18 protein-coding genes, 1 tRNA gene and 1 pseudogene are annotated in these 26,686 nt (G+C 64.5%); 14 read left to right on the top strand and 6 right to left on the bottom strand.

Annotated elements, in window-relative coordinates:
- Positions 1–40: 40 nt before the first annotated feature.
- The 5 genes from dctP to MTR72_RS08095 are packed head-to-tail and all read left to right on the top strand — an operon-like array spanning position 41 to position 5,910.
- Positions 41–1,060, top strand: a complete 1,020-nt coding sequence (gene dctP, locus MTR72_RS08115) for a TRAP transporter substrate-binding protein DctP (protein ID WP_280968313.1) — start codon at positions 41–43, stop codon at positions 1,058–1,060.
- A complete protein-coding gene (locus MTR72_RS08110) occupies positions 1,057–1,617 on the top strand; it encodes a TRAP transporter small permease (protein ID WP_280968312.1) in 561 nt (186 codons plus the stop codon). Before dctP ends, MTR72_RS08110 begins: the two co-directional genes overlap by 4 nt.
- Positions 1,614–2,969, top strand: a complete 1,356-nt coding sequence (locus tag MTR72_RS08105) for a TRAP transporter large permease (protein WP_280968311.1) — start codon at positions 1,614–1,616, stop codon at positions 2,967–2,969. Before MTR72_RS08110 ends, MTR72_RS08105 begins: the two co-directional genes overlap by 4 nt.
- A gap of 17 nt (positions 2,970–2,986) precedes the next feature.
- On the top strand, positions 2,987–4,396 hold the full coding sequence (locus MTR72_RS08100) for a malonyl-CoA decarboxylase (protein ID WP_341510285.1): 1,410 nt from the start codon (positions 2,987–2,989) through the stop codon (positions 4,394–4,396).
- A complete protein-coding gene (locus tag MTR72_RS08095; RefSeq protein WP_280968309.1) occupies positions 4,393–5,910 on the top strand; it encodes a malonate--CoA ligase in 1,518 nt (505 codons plus the stop codon). The genes MTR72_RS08100 and MTR72_RS08095 overlap by 4 nt, the downstream gene beginning before the upstream one ends.
- Before the next feature lie 184 nt (positions 5,911–6,094).
- Here MTR72_RS08095 and MTR72_RS08090 read toward each other — a convergent pair.
- A tRNA-Val gene (locus tag MTR72_RS08090) sits at positions 6,095–6,169 on the bottom strand.
- Between the two features lie 74 nt (positions 6,170–6,243).
- A complete protein-coding gene (cpdR, locus tag MTR72_RS08085; protein WP_007597092.1) occupies positions 6,244–6,603 on the bottom strand; it encodes a cell cycle two-component system response regulator CpdR in 360 nt (119 codons plus the stop codon).
- Positions 6,604–6,926: 323 nt separating this feature from the next.
- Here cpdR and MTR72_RS08080 point away from each other — a divergent pair, with 323 nt between their 5' ends.
- The 3 genes and pseudogenes from MTR72_RS08080 to MTR72_RS08070 all read left to right on the top strand — a co-directional run bounded on the left by MTR72_RS08080 (position 6,927) and on the right by MTR72_RS08070 (position 10,110).
- The gene (locus MTR72_RS08080) at positions 6,927–7,817 is read left to right on the top strand and encodes an N-formylglutamate amidohydrolase (RefSeq protein ID WP_280968308.1); all 891 of its coding nucleotides are present in this window, start codon (positions 6,927–6,929) and stop codon (positions 7,815–7,817) included.
- A 526-nt stretch (positions 7,818–8,343) separates the two neighbouring features.
- The gene (gene hisN, locus MTR72_RS08075; RefSeq protein ID WP_341510284.1) at positions 8,344–9,126 is read left to right on the top strand and encodes a histidinol-phosphatase; all 783 of its coding nucleotides are present in this window, start codon (positions 8,344–8,346) and stop codon (positions 9,124–9,126) included.
- 17 nt (positions 9,127–9,143) lie between these two features.
- Positions 9,144–10,110: pseudogene (locus MTR72_RS08070) on the top strand (Bug family tripartite tricarboxylate transporter substrate binding protein).
- Positions 10,111–10,206: 96 nt separating this feature from the next.
- On the opposite strand, the gene MTR72_RS08065 reads toward MTR72_RS08070, so the two are convergent.
- Positions 10,207–11,097 carry a LysR substrate-binding domain-containing protein gene (locus tag MTR72_RS08065; RefSeq protein ID WP_280968306.1) on the bottom strand — a complete coding sequence of 297 codons (891 nt, stop codon included), beginning with the start codon at positions 11,095–11,097 and terminating at the stop codon, positions 10,207–10,209.
- Between the two features lie 96 nt (positions 11,098–11,193).
- Between MTR72_RS08065 and MTR72_RS08060 the strand changes: the two genes are divergently transcribed.
- Positions 11,194–11,946 carry a sulfite exporter TauE/SafE family protein gene (locus MTR72_RS08060; protein ID WP_280968305.1) on the top strand — a complete coding sequence of 251 codons (753 nt, stop codon included), beginning with the start codon at positions 11,194–11,196 and terminating at the stop codon, positions 11,944–11,946.
- Between the two features lie 4 nt (positions 11,947–11,950).
- Here MTR72_RS08060 and MTR72_RS08055 read toward each other — a convergent pair whose 3' ends face one another.
- A complete protein-coding gene (locus tag MTR72_RS08055; RefSeq protein WP_280968304.1) occupies positions 11,951–12,586 on the bottom strand; it encodes a LysE family translocator in 636 nt (211 codons plus the stop codon).
- Between the two features lie 230 nt (positions 12,587–12,816).
- Between MTR72_RS08055 and MTR72_RS08050 the strand changes: the two genes are divergently transcribed.
- Positions 12,817–14,613: an adenylate/guanylate cyclase domain-containing protein gene (locus tag MTR72_RS08050; protein ID WP_280968303.1), complete on the top strand. Its 1,797-nt coding sequence runs from the start codon at positions 12,817–12,819 to the stop codon at positions 14,611–14,613.
- Positions 14,614–14,791: 178 nt separating this feature from the next.
- Positions 14,792–17,578: a di-heme-cytochrome C peroxidase gene (locus tag MTR72_RS08045; RefSeq protein ID WP_341510283.1), complete on the top strand. Its 2,787-nt coding sequence runs from the start codon at positions 14,792–14,794 to the stop codon at positions 17,576–17,578.
- A gap of 96 nt (positions 17,579–17,674) precedes the next feature.
- On the opposite strand, the gene MTR72_RS08040 is transcribed toward MTR72_RS08045, so the two are convergent.
- Positions 17,675–18,622: an alpha/beta fold hydrolase gene (locus tag MTR72_RS08040; RefSeq protein WP_280968301.1), complete on the bottom strand. Its 948-nt coding sequence runs from the start codon at positions 18,620–18,622 to the stop codon at positions 17,675–17,677.
- A gap of 218 nt (positions 18,623–18,840) precedes the next feature.
- Between MTR72_RS08040 and MTR72_RS08035 the strand changes: the two genes are divergently transcribed.
- Positions 18,841–19,305, top strand: a complete 465-nt coding sequence (locus MTR72_RS08035; protein ID WP_280968300.1) for an Hsp20 family protein — start codon at positions 18,841–18,843, stop codon at positions 19,303–19,305.
- Between the two features lie 313 nt (positions 19,306–19,618).
- Positions 19,619–20,389, top strand: coding sequence for an alpha/beta fold hydrolase (locus tag MTR72_RS08030; RefSeq protein WP_280970838.1), 771 nt, complete (start codon positions 19,619–19,621; stop codon positions 20,387–20,389).
- Between the two features lie 163 nt (positions 20,390–20,552).
- Here MTR72_RS08030 and MTR72_RS08025 read toward each other — a convergent pair whose 3' ends face one another.
- The gene (locus MTR72_RS08025; protein WP_280968299.1) at positions 20,553–21,359 is read right to left on the bottom strand and encodes a hypothetical protein; all 807 of its coding nucleotides are present in this window, start codon (positions 21,357–21,359) and stop codon (positions 20,553–20,555) included.
- A gap of 503 nt (positions 21,360–21,862) precedes the next feature.
- Between MTR72_RS08025 and gltB the strand changes: the two genes are divergently transcribed.
- Complete coding sequence (gene gltB, locus MTR72_RS08020) at positions 21,863–26,596, top strand: glutamate synthase large subunit (protein WP_280968298.1); 4,734 nt, start codon at positions 21,863–21,865, stop codon at positions 26,594–26,596.
- The last annotated feature ends 90 nt before the right edge of the window (positions 26,597–26,686 follow it).

The raw sequence follows: 26,686 nt of genomic DNA, 5'->3' as shown, positions 1-26,686 counted from the left end.
ATTGTTATTAAAAAATGCAATCTAGAACGGGAGGTATGGAATGAGGTTCTCAAGACGCCAAGCCCTGGCCCTCGGAATAGCCGCACCGGCGCTGCTCCGGTTCGGGGCGGCGCGTGCTGCCACGGCACTGAAGATCTCGCACCAGTTTCCGGGTGGCACCGCGACCGAGGGCGATTTCCGCGACCGGCTCTGCCGACGCTTTGCCGCCCTGATCCAGGAGCGCAGCAAGGGAGCGATGATCGCCGAGATCTATCCCGGCTCATCGCTGATGAAGACCAACGCCCAGTTCTCGGCGATGCGCAAAGGCGCGCTCGACATGAGCCTCATTCCGATCTCCTACGCCGGCGGCGATCTTCCCGAACTCAACATCGGTCTGATGCCGGGCCTCGTGACCGGCTACGACGAAGGTCTCGGCTGGAAGAACAAGGCGATCGGCCGGGAGTTCAGCAAGTACCTTGCAGCCAAAGGCGTCATCATCGTCACCTGGATCTGGCAGGCCGGCGGTGCCGCCAGCCGCGTGCGTCCACTGGTCGAAGTCGGCGATGCCAAGGGCATGAAGATCCGCGGCGGCTCGCGCGAGATGGATCTCGTGCTTCAGGCCGCCGGTGCCTCGGTCCTGTCGCTCCCTTCCAACGAACTCTATGCGGCGATGCAGACCGGCGCCTGCGATGCCGCCCTCACCTCGTCCACCAGCCTGACCTCGTTCCGCCTGGAGGAGCTCGCCAAGCATCTGACGACCGGGCGGGCCAAGAGCTATTGGTTCATGCTCGAGCCGCTGGTCATGTCGAAGGCGGTGTTCGACCGGCTTTCGAACGAGGAACGCGACGTCATCGTTTCGGTCGGCGCCGAGCTCGAAGAGTTCGGTCGCGCTGCGGCGGTAGAGGACGATGTTCGCGTGGCGAAGGTCTACGGAGCCGCCGGCGCGACCGTCCACGATCTCGACGCCAAGGCGGTCCAGGCGTGGCGAGACCTCGCGCGCGACACGGCCTGGAAGGATTACGCCAGCAAGAACGAGAACTGCGCCCGCTTGATCAAGCTTGCCATGGAGGCCGGCTCATGAGCGCGCACGGCGTCGATCTCGGCCATTCCGTCGTCGTGACGGCGGCAGCGCGGCCCGGCTCTCCGGTCGGGCGGATCAACCGCGCCATGACCCTGCTCAACAGGACGATCGTCGTCCTCTGCTCGATCGCGCTCATCATCGCGAGCGCGATCCTGAGCTACAGCGTGGCAGCGCGCTACTTCTTCAACGCCGCAACCTATTGGCAGGACGAGGCCGCAGTTTTCCTGCTGGTCGGCGCTACGTTCCTGTCCACCGCGTTCGTGCAGGCCGGCCGCGGCCACATCGGCATCGAAGCCCTCACGGGCTATCTCACGAAGCGCGGCAACGCGATCCGCATCCTCGCGGTCGACGCGGCAAGCTTGTTGTTCTGCTGCTTCTTCGCCTGGAAATCATGGACGCTGTTCCACGAGGCATGGGTCGACGGACAGGTGTCCGGCTCGACCTGGGCACCGCCACTGTGGATTCCCTACAGCATGATGGCGCTCGGCATGACGCTGCTGACGCTGCAGATCGCGCTTCAGCTCGCCTCAGGCATCGACGGATGGAGGAGCAAATGAGCACGTTTGCCGTCGGACTGATGTATGGCGGAGCCACGCTTGCCGTGATGGCCTCGGGGATGCCGATTGCGCTGGCGCTCGGCGCCGTCGCGGTGATCTTCATGTATTTCTTCATGCCTGCCGCGTCGCTCGATACAGTGACGCAGAACGTCTATGAGGAGATGGCCTCGATCACGCTGCTGGCCATCCCGCTCTTCATCCTCAAGGGCGCTGCGATCGGCAAGTCGAAGGCGGGACAGGACCTCTACAGCGCGCTGCACGTCTGGATGGGCCGCATCCCTGGTGGACTCGGCATCGCCAATGTATTTGCCTGCGCGCTGTTCGCGGCGATGGCCGGATCGTCTCCGGCGACCTGCTCGGCGATCGGTTCGGCTGGCATTCCCGAAATGCGCAAGCGGGGATATTCCGGCGGCTTTGCTGCGGGCGTCATCGCGGCCGGCGGCACGCTGGGCATCCTGCTGCCGCCCTCGATCACCATGATCCTGTATGCGGTTGCGGCGGAGCAGTCGCTCGGGCGTCTGTTCCTCGCGGGCATCGGACCGGGTCTTCTCCTGGTGGTCCTGTTTGCGACCTACGCGGTGCTGAGGTTCAAGGCTGAATACGCAGCAGCGCAACGGGCCTATGCCGCGGACCCTGTGCAGCATCCGATCCTTATGAACGAGCGCTTCACCATGGCGATGCGGTTTGGCGCGCTGCCGCGCGTCCTGCCCTTCGTCGTGCTGCTCAGCGGCGTGATGATTGCGCTCTATGGCGGCTATGCCACGCCGTCGGAAACCGCAGGCCTTGGCGGCATCCTGGCGCTCGTTCTGATCGCCTCGATCTATGGTGTGTGGCGCCCCAAGGATCTCAGCCCGATCCTGGAATCGACGCTGAAGGAATCGACCATGCTGATGCTGATCATCGGCATGTCGCTGCTCTACTCCTACGTGATGAGCTATCTCCACATCAGCCAGGCGGCGGCGCAGGCGATCGTGGCGATGGAGCTCTCGCGATGGGTGCTGCTGGGAGCGATCCTGGTGCTGGTGGTCGTGCTCGGCTTCTTCCTGCCGCCGGTCTCGATCATCCTGATGACCGCGCCGATCATCCTGCCGCCGCTCAAGGACGCAGGCTTCGACCTGATCTGGTTCGGCGTGGTGATGACGATCGTGATGGAGATGGGCCTGATCCATCCACCGGTCGGCCTCAACATCTTCGTCATCAGAAACATCGCGCCCGACATCCCGTTGCGGGACGTGATCTGGGGAACGCTGCCCTTCGTGCTGCTGATGGCGTTCGCGGTCGTCCTGCTTTGCCTGGTGCCCTCGATCTCCACTTTTCTGCCCAATCTGGTGATGGGCGCCCCGTCGCGTTAACCGAGGAGGCATGAACCATGCTGAACGACACGAGGTCCGGACGGATCACGGCGCCCGAATTCCTGCAAGGGCTCATCGATACGTTGACGCAACGTGGCCGCGCGGTTCTGGGCATCAAGCCGGAACACGATGCAGGCGAGGGTCGCGATCTCGAGCTTCTGGGCGAGGCGCTGCTGTCCCGGCGCGGCGAAGCCTCCGGCGTTGCGATCGCGCAATCGCTGCTCGCAGCCTTCGAGCGGGCGGGCGAGCCCCAGCGGCTGAAATTCCTCTCCTCGCTCGCCGACCGGTTCGGACCCGACCGTCGCGCGATCGAGCTTGCGATTGCTGCCTACCAGCGCAAGGAGGGCGGCGACGGCAGCAAGCTCGAGGCGCTCCATGCCGCGGCGGAGCCGCGCCGGCAGGAGCTGATCCGACGTCTCAATCTGGCACCCGGCGGGACAGCCTCCCTGGTGCGCATGCGGGAGGTGCTGCTCTCGCTCCTACGTGAGCATCCCGAGCTCCAGTCGGTCGACGACGATTTCGTCCATCTGTTCTCGTCCTGGTTCAACAGGGGCTTCCTCGTGCTGCGACCGATCGATTGGACCACGTCGGCCAACGTCCTCGAGAAGATCATCAGGTATGAAGCCGTCCACGCCATCCAAGACTGGGACGATCTGCGCAATCGGCTCGAGCCGTCGGACCGCCGCTGCTACGCGTTCTTTCATCCCCAGCTCGTCGACGAGCCCTTGATCTTCGTCGAGGTCGCACTCGCGAAGGAGATTCCCGGCGCGATCGGTCCGCTGCTCGACAGATCCCGCCAGGCGATCGCCGCACGTGAAGCCACGACCGCCGTGTTCTACTCGATCTCGAACACGCAAAAGGGCCTTGCCGGCGTCTCGTTCGGCAGTTTCCTGATCAAGCAGGTGGTGCAGGACCTCGCCCGCGAGCTCCCGAACCTGAAGACCTTCGTCACCCTGTCGCCGGTCCCCGGCTTTGCCGGCTGGGTGCGGCGCGAACTCAAGGCCGAGGCCTCCGGTGCGGTCGATGAGGACACGCGGCGCGCGATGACCGCGCTCGATGGCGGCGGCGACATCGCGCAGGCGAAAGAGGCCATCACCGCTCTTGCCGCCTATTACTTCCTGAAGGCGAAGCTGCCGTCAGGCAAGCCGGTCGATCCGGTCGCCCGCTTCCATCTCGGCAACGGCGCGCGCCTGGAACGGCTGAATTTCCTCGGCGACGCTTCCGCCAAGGGCATCAAGCAATCCTACGGCCTGATGGTCAACTATCTCTACGCACTCGATCACATCGAGGCGAACCACGAAGCTTTTGCGGAGCACGGCACCGTGGTGACGTCCGACAAGGTGAAGAAGGCGCTCCGCGCAAGGCTGTCGTCGCGCGAACTTGTTCCCAGCCCCCAAACCAACTCCCAACGGAAGATCTCGTCATGACCTGGAACCTGTACGGCCGCCTGCTTGCTTCTGCGGATTCCGACCAGTCGATCTGCATCGAGAAGGAGAACGGCGCGACATTGAGCTACGCCGAACTCGCGGCGCTGAGCGGCAGGTTTGCAAACTTCCTTGCCAGGAGCGGCATCGGCCCGAACCACCGCGTCGCTGCAAAGGTCGAGAAGTCCGTCGAGGCGATCGCGCTGTATTTGGCAACACTCCGCTCCGGTGCGGTCTATCTGCCGCTCAACACCGCTTATACGCCGGCTGAAACCGAGTATTTCATCCGCGATGCCCGGCCGACATTGATCGTGTGCGATCCGAGGGAGGAAGCTGACCTGCGCGCCATCACCGCAAAAGCCGGCGGACGCGTCGAGACGCTCGACGAGCAAGGCAAGGGCTCGCTCGTCGACGCCGCGGCGGGCTTTCCCGCAGAATTCGACACCGTGCCCCGAGCGAAGGATGACCTCGCGGCCATTCTCTACACGTCAGGCACGACCGGCCGTTCGAAAGGCGCCATGCTGACGCACGGCAATCTGGTCTCGAACGCCCTGACGCTCGTCGAGCAATGGCGCTACTCGCAGCGGGATGTCCTGATCCATGCCCTGCCGATCTATCACATCCACGGGCTGTTCGTGGCCGGCAACGTGACCTTCGCCGCGCGTTCGCGCATTCTCTTCATGCAGAAGTTCGACGCCGAACGGATCCTGGTCGCAATGGCGCGGGCGAGCGTGCTGATGGGCGTGCCGACCTTCTACGTTCGCCTGCTCCAGAGCACGAATTTGAGCGAGCGCACCACCGCCAACATGAGGCTGTTCGTCGCCGGCTCGGCGCCGCTCCTGGCCGAGACCCACCGCGCCTGGAAGGAGCGGACGGGACACGAGATCCTCGAGCGCTACGGCATGACCGAGACCGGCATGATCGCCTCCAATCCCTATGACGGTCCGCGCATCCCGGGCTCGGTGGGCCGTCCCCTGCCCGCCGTCGAGGTTCGCATCACCGATCCCGAGAGCGGTGCCGGGCTGCCCGCGGACGAAGTCGGCATGATCGAAGTGAAGGGACCGAACGTATTCGCAGGCTACTGGAACATGCCTGACAAGACCGCCGCCGAATTCCGCGCCGACAGCTTCTTCATCACCGGCGATCTCGGCAAGCTCGATGCCAACGGCTATCTGCACATCGTCGGCCGCGGCAAGGATCTCATCATCACCGGCGGCTTCAACGTCTATCCGAAGGAGATCGAGACGGAAATCGACGCAATCCCGGGAGTCTTCGAAAGCGCCGTCGTCGGCGTGCCGCATGCCGACTTCGGCGAGGGCGTTACGGCTGCGGTCGTGCGGTCATCCGGCGCAACGGTGGATGAACGCGCCATTCTCGCCGCGCTGTCGGGACGATTGGCAAAATTCAAGCAACCCAAGCGCGTCGTCTTTGTCGAGACGCTTCCGCGCAACACCATGGGTAAGGTTCAAAAGAACCTCTTGCGGGAACGCTTTGCCGATCTCTATGCCTCGACCTGATCGAGGCGTGATAGGTCCGTCTCGCTTTCGCTACGCTCGAGCTACGCCAGACACGCTTCGCATTGATGGGATTGGCGGCCGCTACGTAAGATCGTGGCTTGCCGAGCCGTAGCTCGCGGCGAAAAGCCCCCTGCGCCGGTTGGGCTTCGGCGCGGCATCCTTCTCTCGCTGTGCGAGCGAAGGATGGTGGGCACGACAGGGATCGAACCTGTGACCCCTACCATGTCAAGGTAGTGCTCTCCCGCTGAGCTACGTGCCCTAGAGGTCGTCTAGATCGGGTGGGGTCCCTATAACGGCTCAGGGGAGCCTGCGCAAGGACGGAACGGCGCCGATTCAGGCCGCCAGCATCTTGTTTACTTCGCTGACCAATTCGCGCAGGTGCACGGGCTTGGACAGCACCTTGGCGTTCTTGGGGGCGTCCGAATCCGAGTTCAGGGCCACCGCGGCGAAGCCGGTGATGAACATGATCTTGATGTCGGGGTCGAGTTCCGAGGCACGGCGGGCGAGTTCGATGCCGTCCATCTCCGGCATCACTATGTCGGTGAGCAGCATCTCGAACGGCTCTTCGCGCAACCGCTGATAGGCGGCCATGCCATTGTCGTGCGAAGAGACCTGAAAACCGGCGTTTTCCAGCGCCTTGACCAGGAAACGGCGCATGTCGTTGTCGTCTTCGGCGAGCAGGATCTTTGGCATGGCAGGAAACGTCGAATCCTCAGGAGGACATCAGCAGAGGTCACTAAGCCCGATAGAGGGTAAATTTGAGGTGAAAAAGTTTACCCTGGGCCCGCGTGCCACCGGCTATTTGTGAACCGGAATAGGTCGTGAATCAATTGAGCCGTAGGGCGAGGTAACCTCGCACGGTTAAGACACGTTCCAGGGGCGCTTTCATACTTTTTCGCTTGGCAGAATGGTTGCGATTCCAGACAATGAACGCACATAAGAGCCGCTCACCGGCCGAATCGAATCGATCCGAGCCTCGCCGGATCCTGCGGCTGCAAAGGGACGAAGCCCCTCCGATGACCCGGTTTGACGGCGACGTGTCGCCAGCGTTCGAGATCCTGGAGCCCACCGAGTGGCGGGCGCCGATCATCTTCAACTCGCCCCATTCCGGCTCTACCTACCCGGACGAATTTCTGCTGGCCTCCCGGATCGACCTGCCGACGCTGCGGCGTTCGGAAGACTCGTTCATGGACGAGCTGATCGGCCATCTCAGCGGTCGCGGCTTTCCGACCGTGCGTGTCAACTTCCCGCGCTCCTATGTCGACGTCAATCGCGAGCCCTACGAGCTCGACCCTCGGATGTTCTCAGGAAGGCTGCCGAGCTTCGCCAACACCCGCTCGATGCGCGTTGCCGGCGGCCTCGGCACCATCCCGCGCGTAGTCGGCGACGGCCAGGAGATCTATCGCGAACGCATCCTGGTCGATGATGCGCTGGCGCGAATCGAGGCGCTCTACAAGCCGTACCACCGCGCGCTGCGCCGGCTGATCAACAAGGTGCACCAGATGTTCGGCACGGTGGTGCTGGTCGATTGTCACTCGATGCCGTCGGTCGGCGTTTCCCGCGACGAGCCGCGGCGGCCCGACGTGGTGATCGGCGACCGTTACGGCACGAGCTGCACGCCGCTCCTGCCCGACCGGGTCGAGGAAACCATGAGCGGGCTCGGCTATTCTGTCGGCCGCAACAAGCCCTATGCCGGCGGCTTCATCACCGAGCACTACGGCAACCCGGCCAGCGGCCTGCATGCGGTGCAGCTCGAGCTCAACCGCGCGATCTACATGGACGAGCGGCGGCGCGAGCGCGGGCCGCGCTTTTCGCAGGTCGCTGCCGACTTCGCGGTTCTCGCCGATGTGCTGGCGACGACGATTTCCTTCGCTGATCTCGGCCCGTTCCAGGCGGCCGCGGAATAGCGATTCGCATTCTCCGTCACGCCATCGCAACGGACGCGTCGCGCGTCCGGGTTTTCGCTTAGCCTTCGTACGCGCGTCGAAATGAAAACAGGCGCCTCAAGAAAAAAGGGCCGCTTGTGATGAACAAGCGGCCCAAGTCTAGGGAGGAAACGCCCAAGGAGGGCAGCGGTAACGCAGAGCGCTACCGCACCGCAACAATATGCGACTGCGCCGCACAAAGTGCAAGGGCTTTTGAGCCATTTCCCATGCAAAAAACACAGGGCTCATTTGCTTCCAGCGAAATCCAGATTCAGTTTCTTTGATAAGGGATTTCAATGGGTTGGTTGTCATTTGCATACAAACAAGGCATCCGGGGAACTAAGCTCTCAACGTTGTGATCGATATTTGGCCAGCATATGGCTCGGATAGGGCAGCCCGGCGTGGCATCCAAAATACCAGGGTGCAAATCAAGACAACGCTGCACGCCGAGGTCGATTTGAGTTAGGCAGATGCGAGCTTCACCCGACTTTCGTTTCGAGGATTCGCCGTGACGGTGATCGACTTCTCAGCCTTCATCGGGCGGCTCGCTACCGTCTCCGGCGAGACCATCCTGCCGTTCTTCCGCACCTCGCTGTCCATCGACGACAAGAGCAAGACCAAGGATTTCGATCCCGTCACCGAAGCCGATCGCGCGGCGGAGGCGGTGATGCGGCGGCTGATCAAGGCCAACTTCCCCCAGCACGGCATCGTCGGCGAGGAGTTCGGCAACGAGCACGAGGACGCCGACTATGTCTGGGTGCTCGATCCCATCGACGGCACCAAATCCTTCATTGGGGGCTTTCCGATCTGGGGCACGCTGATCGCGTTGTTGCACAAGGGCACGCCGGTGTTCGGCATGATGCACCAGCCGTTCATCGGCGAACGCTTTTCCGGCGACAACGGCTCGGCCAATTATAAAGGCCCCTCCGGCGAGCGCCGGCTCCAGGTCCGCCGCTGTGCATCGCTCAGCGAGGCGACGACCTACACGACGAGCCCGCTCTTGATGAACGAGAGCGACCGCGCCGTTTTCGGCCGCATCGAGCAGGGCGCGCGGCTGTCGCGCTACGGCGGCGACTGCTATTCCTATTGCATGCTGGCCGCAGGCCATGTCGACCTCGTGGTCGAGACCGAGCTGAAGCTTTACGACATTGCGGCACTGATCCCGATCATCACCGGTGCCGGCGGGATCGTCACCACCTGGGAAGGCAAGCCGGCGCAAGCCGGCGGCCGCATCATTGCCGCCGGCGATCCGCGCGTGCATGAAGAAGCCTTGAGGCTGCTCAACGGATAAGCGGGCGAGGAGCTTGCATGAAAAACTGGCGCGAGCTCATCCTTGCAATTCTCCTGCTGCTGCCGACGCTGGCGTCCGCCCAGAATTTTCCGGCCAAGCCGATCAAGCTGGTGGGTGCCGTTCCCCGCCGGCGGCCCCAATGACATCATTGCCCGCGTGATCGGCCAGCGCATGTCCGAATTGAGCGGCCAGCCGGTGCTGATCGACAATCGCGGCGGACAGGGCGGCGTGCTCGGCACCGATGCGGTCGCAAAGAGCCAGCCCGACGGCTACACCATCGCCATCTCCAGCGCCGGCGCGCTTGCGATCAGCCCGAGCATGGAGAAGGTCGCCTACGACGCGCTGACCGATTTGACGCCGGTGACGCTGGTCGCGACCGTGCCGGAAATGCTGGTGGTGGCCACCAACGTGCCGGCCAAGGACCTCGGCGAACTGATTGCGCTGGCGAAGGCGCAGCCCGGAAAGCTCAACTTCGCCTCCTCCGGTCCGGGCAGCCTGCCGCATCTGGCCGGCGAATTGTTCAAGCTGACCGCCAAGATCGACATCGTGCACGTGCCCTATCGCGGCGCGGCCCCGGCGGTGAACGATCTCCTCGGCCAGCAGGTGCAGATGACCTTCCTCGACTTGCCGGTGCTGTTGCCGCAGATCAAGGCCGGCGCCTTGCGCGCCATCGCGGTCGGCTCGCCCGAACGCGCCCCGACCGCGCCTGAGGTGCCGACCATGGCGGAGGCGGGCTTGCCTAGCCTACGCATCGAGAACTGGTACGGCATGGTGGCGCCGAAGGGCACGCCGAAGGAGATCGTGGCGGCGCTTCACCGCCTCGCGACGCAGGCGATGGCCGATCCCGCCGTGAAGGAAAAACTCGCCGCGCAAGGCGCAACGCTTGTCGGCGACACGCCCGAGCATTTTCGAAGCTTCATCGCGGATGAGACCGCGAAATGGGCGAAGGTGATCAAGGACGCCGGGGTGGAGACCGCGAAGTAGCGGACGACTGAAGGACAGACCTCACCACAAACCCATCTGCGTTCCCTCCCTCCTTGCGGGGGAGGGGCAGAGCAGAGCGTACGGCCACACTGGCCCTCACATCGCCTCCGCTCTGAGATGCTCGACCAGCATCTTGGCCGGCCGCGGCAGCGCGCGGAAACTTCGCGCGCAGATCACGAGTCTGCGGTTGGCCCAGGTGTCGCGCAGGCGGACCATGGCGAGCGGCATCAGCTTGGCACAGCGGCGGGCAGCGGATTCCGGCACGAGAGCGACGCCGACATCGGCAGAAACCATCTGGCAGATCGCATCGAAATCGCGCAGGCGCGCGCGATAATGCGGGCGCATGCCGAGCCGGGCGGCGTGCTTCGAGATGTGGAGCTGGAGCGCGGTGGCACTGGTCAGCCCGACGAAATCGCAACTAGCCGCTTCCTGAAAATCGATCTGGCGGCGGCCGGCAAACGGCCCGCGCCGCGACGTCACCAGCGTCAAGCGGTCCTCGCTGAAGACGAAACGCTCGATGTGGTCGGGCAGCGCGTGTTCGGCGGCGAAGCCGAGATCGGCGGCACCTGCGGTGATCGCGGCCGCAATGTCGGTGCTCTCGCGCTCCTCGATGTCGACGGCGACATCGCGGTGCTCGTGCAGGAAGCCGGCCAGCGCCTTGGGGAGATGCTCCGACAGCCCGGAGGTATTGGCGAGCAAATGCACGCTCGCCCGCACGCCGCTGGCAAAGCCCGCGAGATCGCCGCGCATGGCGTCGATCTGGTGGATGACGAGTCGGGCGTGATCGAGCAGGCTCTCGCCGGCCGGCGTCAGCTCGACGCCACGGCGCCCGCGCTTGAGCAGCGCAACGCCGAGCGCGTCCTCCAGCCCCTTGATCCTGGCGCTGGCCGAGGCCAGCGCCAGATGCGACCGCTCGGCGCCGCGGGTGATGCTGCGCTGGTCGGCAACCGCGATGAAAAGCTGGAGATCGACAAGATCGAAACGCACGGCGTTGTCTCCTCCACTCAGCCTTCGCCCCAAGCGAAGGCTGTCTCCGTAACCTCCAGATTGTGCCGGAGCGCGGCTTCGGTCAATGTGCACGGCATGATCGACCCGTTCCTCATCCTCATCGCCGCCGTCTTCCTGATCGCCGGATTCGTCAAGGGCGTGATTGGGCTCGGCTTGCCGACCGTCTCGATGGGCCTGCTCGCCGTGAGCATGGCGCCCGGCCGCGCCATCGCCATCGTCATCGTGCCCGCCATCATCACCAACCTCTGGCAGACCTTCGTCGGTCCTTATCTGCGCGACATCCTCAAGCGCCTGTGGCCGCTGATGGTCGGCACCGTGATCGGATGCTGGCTCAATGCCGGCGCGCTCACCGGTCCCTATGCGCGCTACGGCACCGTCGTGCTCGGAGTCCTGCTCATCATCTACGCGGTGATCGGGCTGAACAAATTGCACTTTCGCGTCGCGCCGAAGAACGAGAAATGGGTCGGCGGCGTGGTCGGCGTCATCACCGGCGTCATTTCCGCCTCGACCGGCGTGCAGGTGATCCCGTCGATGCCGTTCATGCAGGCGATCGGCATGGAGAAGGACGAACTCGTGCAGGCGCTCGGCGTGTTCTTCACGGTCGCAACGCTGGCGCTCGCCTTCAACCTCACCGCGGGTGGCCTGCTGACCCCCGCCAACGCCGTGCCCGGCGCCATCGCGATGGCTTGCGCCTTTATCGGCATGTTCATCGGCCAATCGTTGCGGGCGCGGATGCCGGCCGAGGCATTTCGCCGCTGGTTCCTGATCGCGATGATCCTGCTCGGCCTCTATCTGGCGGGCAGCGCGCTGCTCAAGGAAGTCGCGTAAAGAGTCAGCGCGTCTCCAGCATGGCGACGCGGATGCCGAGATAGACGAAGAGCCCACCGAGCGCCCGGTTGATCCAGGCGATCACGCCTTCAGACTGCCGCAGTCGGTGTGCGGCCCCGGCCGCGAATGCCGCGAGGAACAGGCACCACAGCGTGCCCGTGCAGATGAAGATCAGGCCGAGCGTCAGGAAGGCGAGCGGCTTGTGCGACGAATCGGCTGCGACGAATTGCGGCAGGAAGGCGAGGAAGAACAGCGCCACCTTGGGATTGAGCGCATTGGTGAAGACGCCCTGGAGAAAGACCCGCCGCAGCGAGCTCCGCTCGGGTTTGTCTGTCACGGCCGCGGCGAGCGCCGGCCGCGACCACAGCATCGTGAGGCCCGTCAGCACGAGATAGGCCGCGCCGACCAGCTTCAGAATCGCGAACGCGGTGGATGAGGCCATCAGGAGCGCCGACAGCCCGATCGCCGCGCCCGTGACGTGGAATAAGCAGCCGAAACTGATGCCAAAAGCGGCCGCAGCCCCGCCCCGCCATCCCATCTGCATGCTGCGGCCGATGACATAGACGGAATCCGGCCCCGGCGTGATGTTGAGCAACACACCCGACAGGATGAAGAGCCAGAGTTCGTGAATGCCGAGCATACCTGAAATCCCCTCTGGCCCGAGCCAGACAGTACGAGGGAAACCCGGGCTTAATCGGTTCGCCGGCCTGCGTCCACCGCCGGGATTGCTTAGGATTTGTATCGAATTTGCAATACGTTCATACTTCCGCTCGGCCTCTTCTGCTCTATAAAGGCGGGGTTCTTGAAATGCCGGATTCGAGGCGACCGCCACGCCGTGGCCGGTCCTCGATCCCTTGGAGCCGCAAGATCATGGAAAGACGCCTGGCCGCCATCGTCTGCGCCGACGTCGCCGGCTATTCGCGCATGATGGGCCATGACGAGGCCGGCACCCATGCCGTCTTCAAGGCCCATCGCGCCGCGATTCATCCCATCATCCTCAATCACGGCGGCCGCGTCGTGAAGAACACCGGCGACGGATTCCTGCTGGAGTTCGCCAGCATCGTCGGCGCCACCGAGGCCGCGATCGCGATCCAGAGGCTGATGGCGGAGCGCAACCACCACCTGCCCGCCGACCGCGCCATGCAGTTCCGCCTCGGCATCCACATGGGCGACGTGATCGCCGATGAGGACGAGGTGTTCGGTGACGACGTCAACATCGCCGTCCGCCTCGAAGCGGTGGCGAGCCCCGGCGGCTTCGCGATCTCGGCCAAGGCCTACAAGGAAGCCGGCAAGCATCTCAGCGTGCCCCTGGTCGATGCCGGCAACCACCGTTTCAAGAACATCAAGGATCCGATCGGCGTCTGGACCTGGACGCCCGAGGGCGCGCCCGCGCTCGCGCCCGAGGCAAAAGAGGGGTCGGTACTGTCGCAGCAGTACCGGACCGCGATCGTCGGCGTCCTGCCCTTTGCCAATCTCAGCGACGCCCAGGACGAGTATTTCTCCGACGGCTTGACCGAGGACCTGATTCACGCACTGTCGCTGCAATCGTTCTACCGCGTGCTGAGCCGCAACTCGACCTTCGCCTTCAAGGGCAACAACGTGAGCACCCGGCTGATCGCGCGCGAGATCGATGCGACCTACCTGATCCAGGGCTCGGTGCGGCGCGCCGGCAGCAAGATCCGCGTCACCGCCGAGCTGATCGCGCCGGAGACCGGCGAGCAGCTCTGGACCGGCCGTTACGACCGCGACATCGGCGATCTCTTCGCGATGCAGGACGAGATCACGACCAATTTGTCCGCGGCCATCGCCACCGAGATCGTCCGGGCGGAAGCCTCCGCGCCCGCGCGCCTGACCAACGACGTGACCGCCTGGGACCGCTTCCTGAAGGGGCTTTCACACTATTACCGGCAGACCAAGGAGGACCTGAGCGCGGCCATCGACCTGTTCCGCGAGGCCATCACGCTCGATCCGAAGCTGTCGATCGCCCACGCCTATCTCGCCACGATCCAGATCCAGAGCATCCAGTTCGGCTGGATCAAGGGCACCCGCGAATTGTGGGCCGAGGCGATGAACCTCGCCGAGACCAGCGTGCGGCTCGACCCGCGCTCCTCCTTCGCGTTTTCGATCCTGTCCTGGGCGCACGCCATGGAGGCGCACTACGAGGCCGCGATGGACGCCGCCAAGCGCGCGGTCGCGCTCAACCCCTACGACATGGGCGCGCGCGGCGTGCTGGGCATCTGCCATTTCGTCATCGGCGAGCACCGGCAGGCGATCGAGCTGTTCTCGATGGCGGCGCAGCGCGACAACAACGACCCGCGCTATCAGTGGTCGGCGTTGAACGCCTTCAGCCATTATCTGCTGGGGCAATATGACGCGACGCTGTCGTGGGCGCGTGAGCAGCTCTACATCAACCCCAATCACATGCAGGCGCTCGCGATCCGCGCCGCTGCGCTGGCGCAGCTTGGACGCACCGCGGAGGCTGCTGAGGCAGCCGATGTCCTGCTCGGCCACTACCCGACGCTGAATGTCGACCGCCATTTGCGGAATTTCCACTGGAAGCGGCCCGAGGACATCGCCCATTACCGCGACGGCCTTCTGAAAGCGGGCGTCCCCTTCAGCAAGCTCACCCTCGTGCAGACCGATCTCAAACGCGCCGCCGAATCCTAAAAGGGGCAAGCCTCGGCGCGCCGCGACCTCACGCCTGCTTTATTGACAGCGGGCGGAAATCGGCCACACTTCTCCACACGCTGAGGTAGCATAACCTCGCTGTCTGTTTGTTAGGACTTTCCTCGCTCTATCGGCGCGTCTGCATTTTACGATTCGCGATTTCCAGGAAATTTGGGCCATGCATAACCCCGCCTCGAAACCCTTCGATCCCTCGATCGAGGTCTCGCCGGACAATCCCTGCCCGTTCCTGCGCGGACTCGTCGGCGAGGGCTTCGTCGACGGCGGGACTGTCCCGCTCGGCACGCTGGCGCAGACAATCGCCAATGCGAGTGGCGAGAAGGGGCCGAAGAAGACGCTGGCCCGCATCCAGGTCCGCGGGGTCGCGCTCATCGCCAACGGCGCGCGTCATGTGTTGAAGAGCATCTGGTCGGGCGCCCAACTCGATGCGCTGCGCGGCGGCCCCCTGGACAAGCGCGGCGCCGGCTCGCGCATCCTTGGCGTCGACGGGCGCGTCAATGAGGACGAGATCGCGCGGTTTGCCAGCTTCGGCCGGAGTTATCCCGATCCGGCCGGCGGCGTTGAGCCTGGGCTCAACGCGTCGGAAATCGGCATCTTCATGCGCGACAACCTCAAGCGCGCCGGCGAGGCCGCGCGCTGGTACTACCCGCTGCTGATGAAATTCGAATGGCCGATCCTCTTGAAGATCATGGGCAAGGGCGAGGGTGAGAACCGCTATCTCAGCGTTGCCGACGTGCGCACGCTGTTCAATGAGCGCCGATTCCCGGAGCGGATCGAGCAGCGGATCATCACCGAGCCGCCGACCACGCGCTCGCCCGCGCGGCGCTACGCCGGCGGGCTCGCCGCCGCACTGCTCGTCTTGACCCTCGCGATCCTGCGCTTCCCCGATCAGTTCCAGCCGATGCTGCCCAATTTCATCGGGCAGTTCCTGGCCCCTCCGCTGCCCCAGCGTGTCGAAGCCCGAGCGGCATACTGGCTCGAGCAAAACTGGTCGCTGGAGGACCGGCACTGGTTTCATCACGTCAGCCAGGGGACGGCGACCTTCCCGGTGCCCTATAGCTGGTTCATGGCGCTGGAGCAGCCGCGACTGCATTTCTTGTCGCAGCCCGGATTGCTGCATGACAGCGCCCATCTGGAGCGCTTCGGCTTCATCCCGAGCCCCCAGACGATCAACACCGACGACACCACGCTGCGCCGGTTCGGCTATGCCAACGTTTACGACACGACAAAGCCGGCCCCTGCGCGGCTTTGGGATCCGCCGGTCAAATGGGACACCCCGGTTGAAAACGTCGACGGCCTGCCGGTCGGCTTCGCGCGCATGACCGGCGTGCCGGATCCTGCGACCGGCCGCCAGGGCGAGAACAGGATCGGACTGACCTGCGCCGCCTGCCACACCGGCCAGATCCACTACAAGGGCGTGGACGTCCGCTTCGACGGCGGCCCGGCGATGACCGACCTGAAGAAGCTCGAGATTACGACCGGGCTTTCCATCGCCTACACGCTCTACGTGCCATTCCGCTTCAAGCGTTTTGCGGATCGCGTGCTCGGCCCGTCCGCCAGCGACGCGGACCGCGATGTGCTGAAGCAGAAACTGAGCGAGGTCGGCACCTTCCTGCTCGACTGGCAAAAGACCTACGAGAAGACGATCGGCGGCAAGAGGACCTGGGACAACAAGAAGCAGCAGGACACGGAAGAGGGCTTCGGCCGCCTCGACGCGCTCAACCGGATCGGCAATCAAGTCTTTGCGCAGGACATGGCGCTGAGCGGTCTTGCCGGCTTTGAGAAGAACTTGCATGCGCAGGATGCGCCGGTCAGCTTCCCGCCGATCTGGACCGTGCCCTGGCTCAAATACGCGCAATATGACGCCTCGATCGAGCAACCGCTGATCCGCAACGCCGGCGAGGCCCTGGGCGTGACCGCGCTGCTCAATCTGTCCGATACGACCGCCAAGAACACGCTGTTCCGCTCATCGATCGAAATCAAGAATCTGCACTGGATCGAGTCGCTGCTGGCGGGATCGCCGCCCTATCCGAAGAAGCAAATCAGCGGATTGACGTCTCCGAAATGGCCGTCAGATATCTTCGGCGACGATGCCTGGAAGATCGACGATCGGCGCGTCAAGCGCGGCCGCAAGCTCTACGCGGAGATCTGCGTCGAATGCCATCTCGGGCCGGTCAACGATCCCGTGTTCGACGCCGAATTTCCGGACAAGAGCGTCTGGTCTTCGTCGCGTTGGGAATCGATCGGAAACGAGAAGATTCTGAACCCGATCCAGAAAAGCGTCAAAGGCATGGGGACCGACTCCGCTCAGGCCAATGTGCTGGAGAAGCGAACGGTTCAGGTGCCGGGCTTCCTCAAGCTGGATCCCACGCAGAACCTCAATGCCTGGTGGAATTGCAACCTGCCTGAGGTCTCTTCGACCGACATGCCTTACTCGCTTGGCCTGATGGTCCTCGTCGACATCGTCAGCCGGAAGGCGATGGACGATGCGAAGATCAAGCCCGAGGAGCAGCAGGCGTGGTGGGGTGCGCGCAAGAACTGCCCAAATCCCGGTCCTCAGCCGCCTGACCCTAAGGAACCTCGGCCCTGGTACCGCGCGCGGCCGCTCAATGGCGTGTGGGCAACCGCGCCCTATCTCCACAACGGATCGGTGCCCTCGCTCTATTGGATGCTGAGCCCCGCGGTCGAACGCCCGAAGTCGTTCTGCATGGGTAACCGCGACTACGATCCAAAGCAGGTCGGCTTCGCGGTCGTCGACGGCGAGAGCTGCAAGACCGGGCAGACACGATTCTCGACGAGAGCGTCGGACGGCAGCGAGATCAACGGCAACAGCAATGCCGGCCACTCCCTGGAGGGCACGCCGGGACCCGGCAAGGACGGCATTATCGGCCGCCTGCTCAAAGAGGACGAGCGCTACGACCTGATCGAATATTTGAAGACGCTGTAGCTTTGTGCGTCATAGGCGCATTCGCTCCTCGTCCTGAGGAGCGCGCTTGCGCGCGTCTCGAAGGATGAAGGCCGAGCTGCGAACGGCGCCGGGCACTCACGCGAACAGCGGCGTGCCCGGCACGAAGGCATCGAAGGCGGCCCAGAATTGTGCGCGGTAGCGGTCCTGCTCCTGGAGGATCTCGTGCTTGGACCCGGCGATGACGAGATGCGAGCCGGCGCGCAAGTGATAGGCGAACTCCTCGATCGCCGCGGTCGAGACAATGGTGTCGTTGGAAGCCGCCAGCATCAGGATCGGCTGGCGGATCTCGGAGGGGTAGTTCATGCCCTTGAAGGTTTGCATCGCGCGGAACGCGGTGTCGGCCCAGGCGACCGTCGGCGATGCCAGCCCGAGCGTCGGATCCTCCTCGAGTATCGCGGCGTTGCGGGCATAGCGTACGGGATCGCTGGTCAGGGGATTGTTGATGAAGGGATTTAGCCCGGTGAGGCGGTCGCTGCCGCCCGGGATATAGCGGCCGCCCTGCCCCATCAGGCGCATCGTCCTGAGCAGCGCCCGTGCCGGAAACGAGGTGGTGCGGCCGGGCAGGTCGATCATCGGCGCCGACAGCACCATGCGATCGAACCAGCGCTTGCCTGCATGCGCGAGGCGCAGCATCACCGCGCCCCCCATGGAATGGGCGAGCGCGAAGAAGGGCGGCGGACAATCCGGCAGCACCACCTGCTGCACGAAGGTCTCGACGTCGACCTCGTAGTCGGAAAAGTTGCGCACATAGCCCTTGCGTGGATCGCGCAGGCGACGCGACGAATGCCCCTGCCCGCGCCAGTCGATCATCGCCACCGCAAAGCCGCGGTCGCGCAGGTCACGCACGGTCTCGAAATATTTCTCGATCTGCTCGCTACGCCCGGTGAAGACGCAGACGGTGCCCTTGCGCCCTGCAGGCGGTGCCCAGCGTGCGAAGCGTAGCTCGGCGCCGTCGGGCGTCTTGATGGTGCCGCTGACGACGTTATCGGGGACCGGATTGGCGGGGATCGAGACCAGCGTCATGGCGGGAAGGGCTTGGGCGGGAAGTGCCGAAAATCAAGGGGCGGACGCGCCGAAAAGGCGCCGATGCCGCCCTCTTGAACGCTGTTTCGGCCCACCCATATCATTTTCGTCCAGGCCGCTACCAGTGCTTCGGAACCGAAGCATCAGGCTGCACACAGACTAAGCCCGGCCCGATTGGCGGGCGGGTTACCAGATCAGTCGCTCAATGGAGGACTACCATGCGTACCTACGACCTCACCCCCTTCTATCGTTCCACCGTCGGCTTCGACCGTCTCTTCAACCTGCTCGACCAGGCGGGCTCCGACGGCAGCCCGGGCTATCCGCCCTACAACATCGAGCGCACCGGCGAGAACGCCTACCGCATCACCGTTGCGGTCTCCGGCTTCTCCAAGGATGAGCTCTCCATCGTCGCGAAGGAAAATACGCTGACGATCAAGGGCGAGAAAGTCGCGAACGAGAACTCGAAGTCCGAAGTGCTCTACCGCGGCATCGCCGCCCGCGCCTTCGAGCGCGCCTTCCAGCTTGCCGACTTCGTGCAGGTGAAGGATGCCTCGCTTGAGAACGGGCTGCTTCATGTCGATCTCGTGCGAGAGATTCCCGAAGCCAAGAAGCCCCGTCAGATCGCGATCAACACCGGCGCGCAAGGCGCGCAGGTGATCGAGGGCTCGAAGGCCGCCGCCTGAGCACGCGACAACCACCAAGTTTGCGAAAACGCCCCGGTGCCCCGGGGCGTTTTTTGTTTGTGCTGAACGCTCCCCAACGTCGTCCCGGCAAAGGCCGGGGCCCATACCGCGAGGTTTATCGATCGGGCGCGGGAGGAGTTCCGAGCGACGGGTGTTCGCCAAACTTCTCCCTGGGGTAATGGGTCCTGGCTTTCGCCAGGACGACACCGGATGATTTTTTGCACCGCATCACAGAGCGGTGAAGAGGCGTAACGGCGCGGCCTCGCGCTCCGTCCTTTGGGCATCGAACCCAAAAACAAGATGGAGAATGATCGTGCCCCTCTGGCGCAACCTTTTCGTCGCCGCGAGTCTTCTGGCGGCCCCTCTCAGCCTTGCCCATGCGCAGACCCCACAGACCGTGAAGGCGAAGAACGTCGTGCTGGTGCACGGCGCCTGGGCCGACGGCTCGAGCTGGTCGGAGGTCATTCCGATTCTTCAAGCTGCGGGCCTGCACGTCACCGCCGTGCAGAATCCGCTGGGCACGCTCGCCGAGTCGGTCGAGGCGACCAAGCGCGCTCTGACGGAGCAGGATGGTCCGACCGTGCTGGTCGCGCATTCCTGGGGCGGCACCGTGATCAGCCAGGTCGGTACCGACCCGAAGGTCACCGGGCTGGTCTACGTCGCGGCGCGCGCGCCCGACGCCAACGAGGACTTTGTCGCGCTGTCGAAGCAATTCCCGACGGGCCCCGCGCGTGCCGGCATCGTCGAGCGCGACGGCTTCACAAAGCTCTCCGAGGACGCATTCTTGAAGTATTTCGCCAACGGTGTGGCGCCTGAACGCGCCAAGGAGCTCTACGCCGTGCAATGGCCGACGGCGGCCTCGATTTTCGCTGGCCGCACCACTGAAGCTGGTTGGCACACGAAGCCGAGCTGGTACGCGGTGTCGAAGAACGACTACACGATCAATCCCGATCTCGAACGCTTCCTGGCCAAGCGCATGAACGCAACAACGATCGAGCTCGACGCCGGCCATCTCTCGCTGGTGTCGCATCCGAAGGACGTGGCGAACCTGATCCTGGATGCGGCGGGGTATGGGCGGAGCTGAGCGGCGATTGCTCGCAAGCAGATTGCTCGCAAGCAAAAGGCGCCGGAGGATTCTCAGGCGCCTTTTGTTTTGTCCAACTCTCTCCCCCAACGTCGTCCTGGCGAAAGCCAGGACCACAAGGATTGGCCGGCGCCATCGTGGCAAACGAACGATACCCTTGTGCTTACTCCAGCCCCTGTGCGGCCGGCATCTCCTGCGTCGGCAGGATCGTCGCGGTGGGCCTGGCCTGGTCGACGGTTGGTGCGGCGGCCGGAGGGGTCGCCTCGGCGGGCTTGGCCTGTACGGCGGCGGCCTGTTGTGCTGGCTGAGCCTGTGGCGGCGTTTGGGCCTGCGCCGGCTTCTCGGCCTGCGGCGCTTGCGGCTGTTGCGGCGCCGGCTCCCGTGAGGCCGGCTTGGCGGCGGCGACCGGCAGCTCGCCGCGCTTCGGAGCGGTCTTGTGCAACGGCACGGTGCGGCTCGCCACATGAGGGATCGGGGCCGGCGGCCGCGGCGGGCCGCTGCGGACCATGGTCGGCGGTGGCAGCGCACTATGCGGCCCGTAAGGGACAGCCGCACCCTCATCATCGGCCGGCGCCATGCCGAAAGCGTCATAGGCCGGCATGAAGCGCAGGATTCGGCCATCACGGGCATCGATCACGAGCCGCCCGTCGTCGCCGCGACGGTCGATCACGGCGATGGTGTAGACGGTACCGCGCAGGTGCGGGATGCCCAGCGGCGAGAAGCCGTTCTCACGGAGCACGGCGTAAACCTCGGTCGGCGGAAACACCGCCGGTGCGGGGCCGCGCTCATCCTCATAGCCATAGCGGTATCGCGGTGGTGGTGGAACGTCCGGCGGACCGTAGGGACCGTCGAGATCCGAGACCGCGACATAGCCTCCGCGAGCGGGCCCGTTTGCGAGCATCTGCGCCTCGGCGGCCGTCGCAGCCAGCGCCAGCGCCGCGGCCGCGACACATCCTGTGAAAAACTTCATGGTCGAAACGCTCCTGTCAGGCCCTGGGACTGCGCGCACTGTTTCGCTTCTGGTGGCGTGGCGCGCCTTTCCCAGGGTTGATCCGAAGCTTCCCGCGGGATTCCGGCGCCGCTTCGACGCGCCGAGGGCCGGATCGGGGCGCGTTTGCTTCAAATCCGGGGCGGCGCGCCATGCGGAAAGCGCTGATTGACACTTTGGGAATCGGGACTTTCGCGCGCTTGTGTGCTAGACAAAAATTTGGCAAGGTAATGGTTAGGACAGGAAGACTGTCTCAATTCGGCTTGCGGTTCCGGCACAGGGGATTGCAGCGAAACTTGGTGCTCTCGAGCGCCAGGAAGGTAGCAGGCAAAGCCGTTCTCGGGGACGAAGAACGCCTAGGCCTGAATTTAAGAAAATGCGGCTCGCAACGGACGAGCGGTGGCCCAGAAGCGGGTGCCGCGGGACGCCCAAGGTGCGCCGAAGATGGCGGTGAGGCAGCTTGCCGCATGGAGAGGACGAGGACAATGAACGGGTCGCAATTCGAGCGCGCAAACATCGTGGCAGAAGAGCTGTCGGCGACGGTCGCCTCGAAAACGACTGACCCGGTTGAGCCGCACACTTTCCGTCCCGCCGCTGAGGGCCTCTACGATCCGAGCCTGGAAAAGGATTCCTGCGGCGTCGGCTTCATCGCCAACATCAAGGGCAAGAAGTCGCACACGATCGTCTCCGACGCGCTGAGCATCCTCTGCAACCTCGAGCATCGCGGCGCGGTCGGCGCCGATCCGCGCGCCGGTGACGGCGCCGGCATCCTGGTACAGATCCCGCACGCCTTCTTCACCCGCAAGGCCAAGGAGCTCGGCTTTACGCTGCCGGCGCCCGGCCAATACGCCATCGGCGCGCTGTTCATGCCACGCGACACCGCCTGGCGCAACGTCATCAAGAGCATCATCGGCGACCAGATCAAGGCGGAAGGCCTCACCTTGCTCGGCTGGCGCGACGTGCCGACCGACAACTCCTCGCTCGGCGCCACGGTGAAGCCGACCGAGCCCGCCTGCATGCAGGTGTTCATCGGCCGCAACGGCACCGCCAAGACCGAGGATGAGTTCGAGCGGAAGCTCTATATCCTGCGCAAGTCGATCTCGCAGGCGATCTATCAGCGCCGCGACCGCGGCCTGGCGGGCTATTACCCCTGCTCGATGTCGTGCCGCACCGTGATCTACAAGGGCATGTTCCTCGCCGACCAGCTCGGCAAGTACTATCCCGATTTGCACGAGAAGGATTTCGAGAGCGCGCTCGCGCTGGTGCATCAGCGCTTCTCGACCAACACCTTCCCGACCTGGTCGCTGGCGCATCCGTACCGGATGATCGCGCATAACGGAGAGATCAACACGCTGCGCGGCAACGTCAACTGGATGGCGGCGCGCCAGGCCTCGGTGAGCTCGGAGCTCTACGGCAAGGACATCAGCCGGCTCTGGCCGATCTCGTACGAGGGTCAGAGCGACACCGCCTGCTTCGACAACGCGCTCGAATTCCTGGTGCAGGGCGGCTACTCGCTGCCGCACGCCGTCATGATGATGATTCCGGAGGCCTGGGCCGGCAATCCCTTGATGGATGAGAAGCGCCGCGCCTTCTACGAATATCATGCCGCGCTGATGGAGCCGTGGGACGGCCCCGCCGCGATCGCCTTCACCGACGGCCGCCAGATCGGCGCCACGCTCGACCGCAACGGCCTCAGGCCGGCGCGCTATCTCGTCACCAAGGACGACCGCATCGTGATGGCGTCCGAAATGGGCGTGCTCAAGATCCCCGAGGACCAGATCATCACCAAGTGGCGCCTGCAGCCCGGCAAGATGCTGCTGGTCGACCTCGAGCAGGGCCGCCTGATCCCCGACGACGAGATCAAGGCCGAGCTCGCCAAGAGCCATCCCTACAAGGAGTGGCTGGGCCGCACCCAGATCGTGCTGGAGGAGCTGCCGAAGGCGCCGACCACCGGCGTGCGCTCCAACCTGTCGCTGCTCGATCGCCAGCAGGCGTTCGGCTACAGCCAGGAAGACATCAGCATCCTGATGACGCCGATGGCCTCCACCGGCGAGGAAGCGACGGGCTCGATGGGCAACGACACGCCGGTCTCGGCGCTGTCGGACAAGCCCAAGCCGCTGTTCACCTACTTCAAGCAGAACTTTGCGCAGGTCACCAACCCGCCGATCGATCCGATCCGCGAGGAGCTGGTGATGAGCCTGGTCTCGATTATCGGACCGCGGCCGAACCTGTTCGATCTGAAGGGCCTCGCCACCACCAAGCGCCTCGAAGTGCGTCAGCCGATCCTGACCGACGCGGATCTGGAGAAGATCCGTTCGATCGCCGATCTCGGCGATTCCCATTTCAAGTCACGCACGCTCGACACCACCTTCCACGCCGGCCTCGGCGCTGCGGGCATGGACCAGGTGCTGGATGAGCTCTGCGCGCGCGCCGAATCCGCGGTGCGCGAAGGCGTCAACATTATCATCCTGTCCGACCGCATGGTCGGCACCGACCGGGTGCCGATCCCCTCGCTGCTCGCCTGCGCCGCCGTGCATCATCATCTGATCCGCACCGGACTGCGCACCTCGGTCGGCATCGTCGTCGAATCCGGCGAGCCGCGCGAGGTGCACCACTTCGCCTGCCTTGCCGGCTACGGCGCGGAAGCGATCAATCCCTATCTCGCGTTCGAGACCATCATCGCGATGAAGGACCGTCTGCCCGGCTCGCTCGACGATTACGAGATCGTCAAGCGCTACATCAAGTCGATCGGCAAGGGCCTGCTCAAGGTGATGTCCAAGATGGGCATCTCGACCTACCAGTCCTATTGCGGCGCGCAGATCTTCGACGCGGTCGGCCTCAAAGCGGACTTCGTTGCGAAATTCTTTGCCGGCACGCATACCCGCGTCGAGGGCGTGGGCCTGTCCGAGATCGCGGAAGAGGCCGTGCGCCGCCATGCCGACGCGTTCGGCGAGGCGCAGGTCTACAAGAGCGCGCTCGACGTCGGCGGCGAATATGCCTACCGCACCCGCGGCGAGGATCATGCCTGGACTGCCGAATCGGTGTCGCTGCTCCAGCACGCCGCGCGCGGTAACTCGCAAGAGCGCTACCGCGCCTTCGCCAAGATCCTGAACGAGCAGTCCGAGCGTCTCTTGACGCTGCGCGGCCTGTTCCGGATCAAGAGCGCCGAGGAAGAGAAGCGCAAGCCTGTAGCCCTCGACCAGGTCGAGCCGGCCAAGGAGATCGTCAAGCGCTTTGCCACGGGTGCAATGAGCTTCGGCTCGATCTCGCGCGAGGCGCACACCACGCTTGCGATCGCCATGAACCGGATCGGCGGCAAGTCGAATACCGGCGAAGGCGGCGAAGAAGCCGACCGCTTCAAGCCGCTGCCGAACGGCGATTCCATGCGCTCGGCGATCAAGCAGGTCGCCTCGGGCCGCTTCGGCGTGACCACGGAGTATCTCGTCAACTCCGACATGATGCAGATCAAGATGGCGCAGGGCGCCAAGCCCGGCGAAGGCGGCCAGCTTCCCGGCCACAAGGTCGACGCGACTATCGCCAAGGTCCGGCACTCGACCCCGGGTGTCGGCCTGATCTCGCCGCCGCCGCACCACGACATCTATTCGATCGAAGATCTGGCGCAGCTCATCTACGACCTCAAGAACGTCAATCCGGAAGGCGACGTCTCGGTGAAGCTCGTCTCCGAGATCGGCGTCGGCACGGTCGCGGCCGGTGTTGCGAAAGCGCGCGCCGACCACGTCACCATCGCGGGCTTCGAGGGCGGTACCGGCGCTTCGCCGCTGACCTCGATCAAGCATGCCGGCAGCCCTTGGGAGATTGGTCTGGCCGAAACCCACCAGACGCTGGTGCGCGAGCGGCTGCGCAGCCGCATCGCGGTCCAGGTCGACGGCGGCTTCCGCACCGGACGTGACGTCGTGATCGGCGCGCTGCTGGGAGCCGACGAGTTCGGCTTCGCCACCGCGCCGCTGATCGCGGCCGGCTGCATCATGATGCGCAAGTGCCATCTCAACACCTGCCCGGTCGGCGTCGCGACCCAGGATCCGGTCCTGCGCAAGCGTTTCACCGGCCAGCCCGAGCACGTGATCAACTACTTCTTCTTCGTCGCCGAGGAAGTCCGCGAGATCATGGCGAGCCTCGGCTTCCGCACCTTCAACGAGATGGTCGGTCAGGTTCAGATGCTCGACCAGTCCAGGCTGGTCGCACATTGGAAGGCCAAGGGCCTCGATTTTTCGAAGCTTTTCGTCAAGCAGAAGGAAGAGAAGGGCCAGAAGATCTATCACTCGGAGCTCCAGAACCATCATCTGGAGGCCGTGCTCGACCGCAAGCTGATCGAGAAGGCGACGCCCGCGCTCGACCGCGGCGCACCGGTGAAGATCGAGGCCGAGATCAACAACACCGACCGTTCCGCCGGCGCGATGCTGTCGGGCGCGGTGGCCAAGATCTACGGCCATGCCGGCCTGCCGCACGACACCATCCATGTCAGCCTCAAGGGTACCGCCGGTCAGGCCTTCGGTGCCTGGCTCGCCCATGGCGTCACCTTCGAGCTCGAGGGTGAAGGCAACGACTATGTCGGCAAGGGCCTCTCGGGCGGCAAGATCATCGTCAAGCCGCCGCACAATGGGGGCATCGTGCCGGAAGAGAGCATCATCGTCGGCAACACTGTGATGTACGGCGCGATCGAGGGCGAGTGCTACTTCCGCGGCATCGCCGGCGAGCGCTTCGCGGTGCGCAACTCGGGTGCGGTCGCGGTGGTCGAGGGTGCCGGCGATCATTGTTGCGAATACATGACCGGCGGCATCGTGGTCGTGCTCGGCAGGACCGGGCGCAACTTCGCGGCCGGCATGTCCGGCGGCATCGCCTATGTGCTCGACGAGAGCGGCGACTTCGACAAGCTCTGCAACCTCAGCATGGTCGAGCTCGAGCCGGTGCTGTCGGAAGAGATGATCGCCCAGAGCGCCTACAACCAGTTTGGCGACCTCGAGGCGCACGGCCGGGTCGACGTATTCGCGAACCTGCTCGAGTCCGACGTCGAGCGGCTGCACGTCCTGATCACGCGCCACGCGAAAGCGACCGGCTCCAAGCGCGCTGCCGACATCCTTGCCAATTGGAAGGAATGGCTGCCGAAGTTCCGCAAGGTGATGCCGGTCGAGTACCGGCGCGCACTGCGCGAAATGGCCGCCAACGCGGACGCCGAGCCGAAGATCGCGATCGGCGCGTAAGTATCAGAGTCCGTCATTGCGAGCGCAGCGAAGCAATCCAGCATCTCTCCTCAGGCGACAGCCTGGATTGCTTCGTCGCTTCAGTGCAAA

Origin of the sequence: Bradyrhizobium sp. ISRA442 (genome assembly GCF_038085055.1) — a bacterium.
Taxonomy (GTDB): domain Bacteria; phylum Pseudomonadota; class Alphaproteobacteria; order Rhizobiales; family Xanthobacteraceae; genus Bradyrhizobium.
The sequence above is the reverse complement of the archived record's forward strand: the minus strand, read 5'-3'. Positions and strand labels throughout refer to the sequence as shown.

Coding starts and splice junctions, on each gene's coding strand:
- gltB (WP_280968298.1), top strand. CDS start 21,863: ATGAACGGGTCGCAATTCGAGCGCGCAAACATCGTGGCAGAAGAGCTG.
- cpdR (WP_007597092.1), bottom strand. CDS start 6,603: ATGCCAAAGATCCTGCTCGCCGAAGACGACAACGACATGCGCCGTTTC.
- MTR72_RS08110 (WP_280968312.1), top strand. CDS start 1,057: ATGAGCGCGCACGGCGTCGATCTCGGCCATTCCGTCGTCGTGACGGCG.
- MTR72_RS08050 (WP_280968303.1), top strand. CDS start 12,817: ATGGAAAGACGCCTGGCCGCCATCGTCTGCGCCGACGTCGCCGGCTAT.
- MTR72_RS08060 (WP_280968305.1), top strand. CDS start 11,194: ATGATCGACCCGTTCCTCATCCTCATCGCCGCCGTCTTCCTGATCGCC.
- MTR72_RS08100 (WP_341510285.1), top strand. CDS start 2,987: ATGCTGAACGACACGAGGTCCGGACGGATCACGGCGCCCGAATTCCTG.
- MTR72_RS08045 (WP_341510283.1), top strand. CDS start 14,792: ATGCATAACCCCGCCTCGAAACCCTTCGATCCCTCGATCGAGGTCTCG.
- MTR72_RS08040 (WP_280968301.1), bottom strand. CDS start 18,622: ATGACGCTGGTCTCGATCCCCGCCAATCCGGTCCCCGATAACGTCGTC.
- MTR72_RS08025 (WP_280968299.1), bottom strand. CDS start 21,359: ATGAAGTTTTTCACAGGATGTGTCGCGGCCGCGGCGCTGGCGCTGGCT.
- MTR72_RS08080 (WP_280968308.1), top strand. CDS start 6,927: ATGACCCGGTTTGACGGCGACGTGTCGCCAGCGTTCGAGATCCTGGAG.
- MTR72_RS08105 (WP_280968311.1), top strand. CDS start 1,614: ATGAGCACGTTTGCCGTCGGACTGATGTATGGCGGAGCCACGCTTGCC.
- dctP (WP_280968313.1), top strand. CDS start 41: ATGAGGTTCTCAAGACGCCAAGCCCTGGCCCTCGGAATAGCCGCACCG.
- MTR72_RS08055 (WP_280968304.1), bottom strand. CDS start 12,586: ATGCTCGGCATTCACGAACTCTGGCTCTTCATCCTGTCGGGTGTGTTG.
- MTR72_RS08035 (WP_280968300.1), top strand. CDS start 18,841: ATGCGTACCTACGACCTCACCCCCTTCTATCGTTCCACCGTCGGCTTC.
- MTR72_RS08095 (WP_280968309.1), top strand. CDS start 4,393: ATGACCTGGAACCTGTACGGCCGCCTGCTTGCTTCTGCGGATTCCGAC.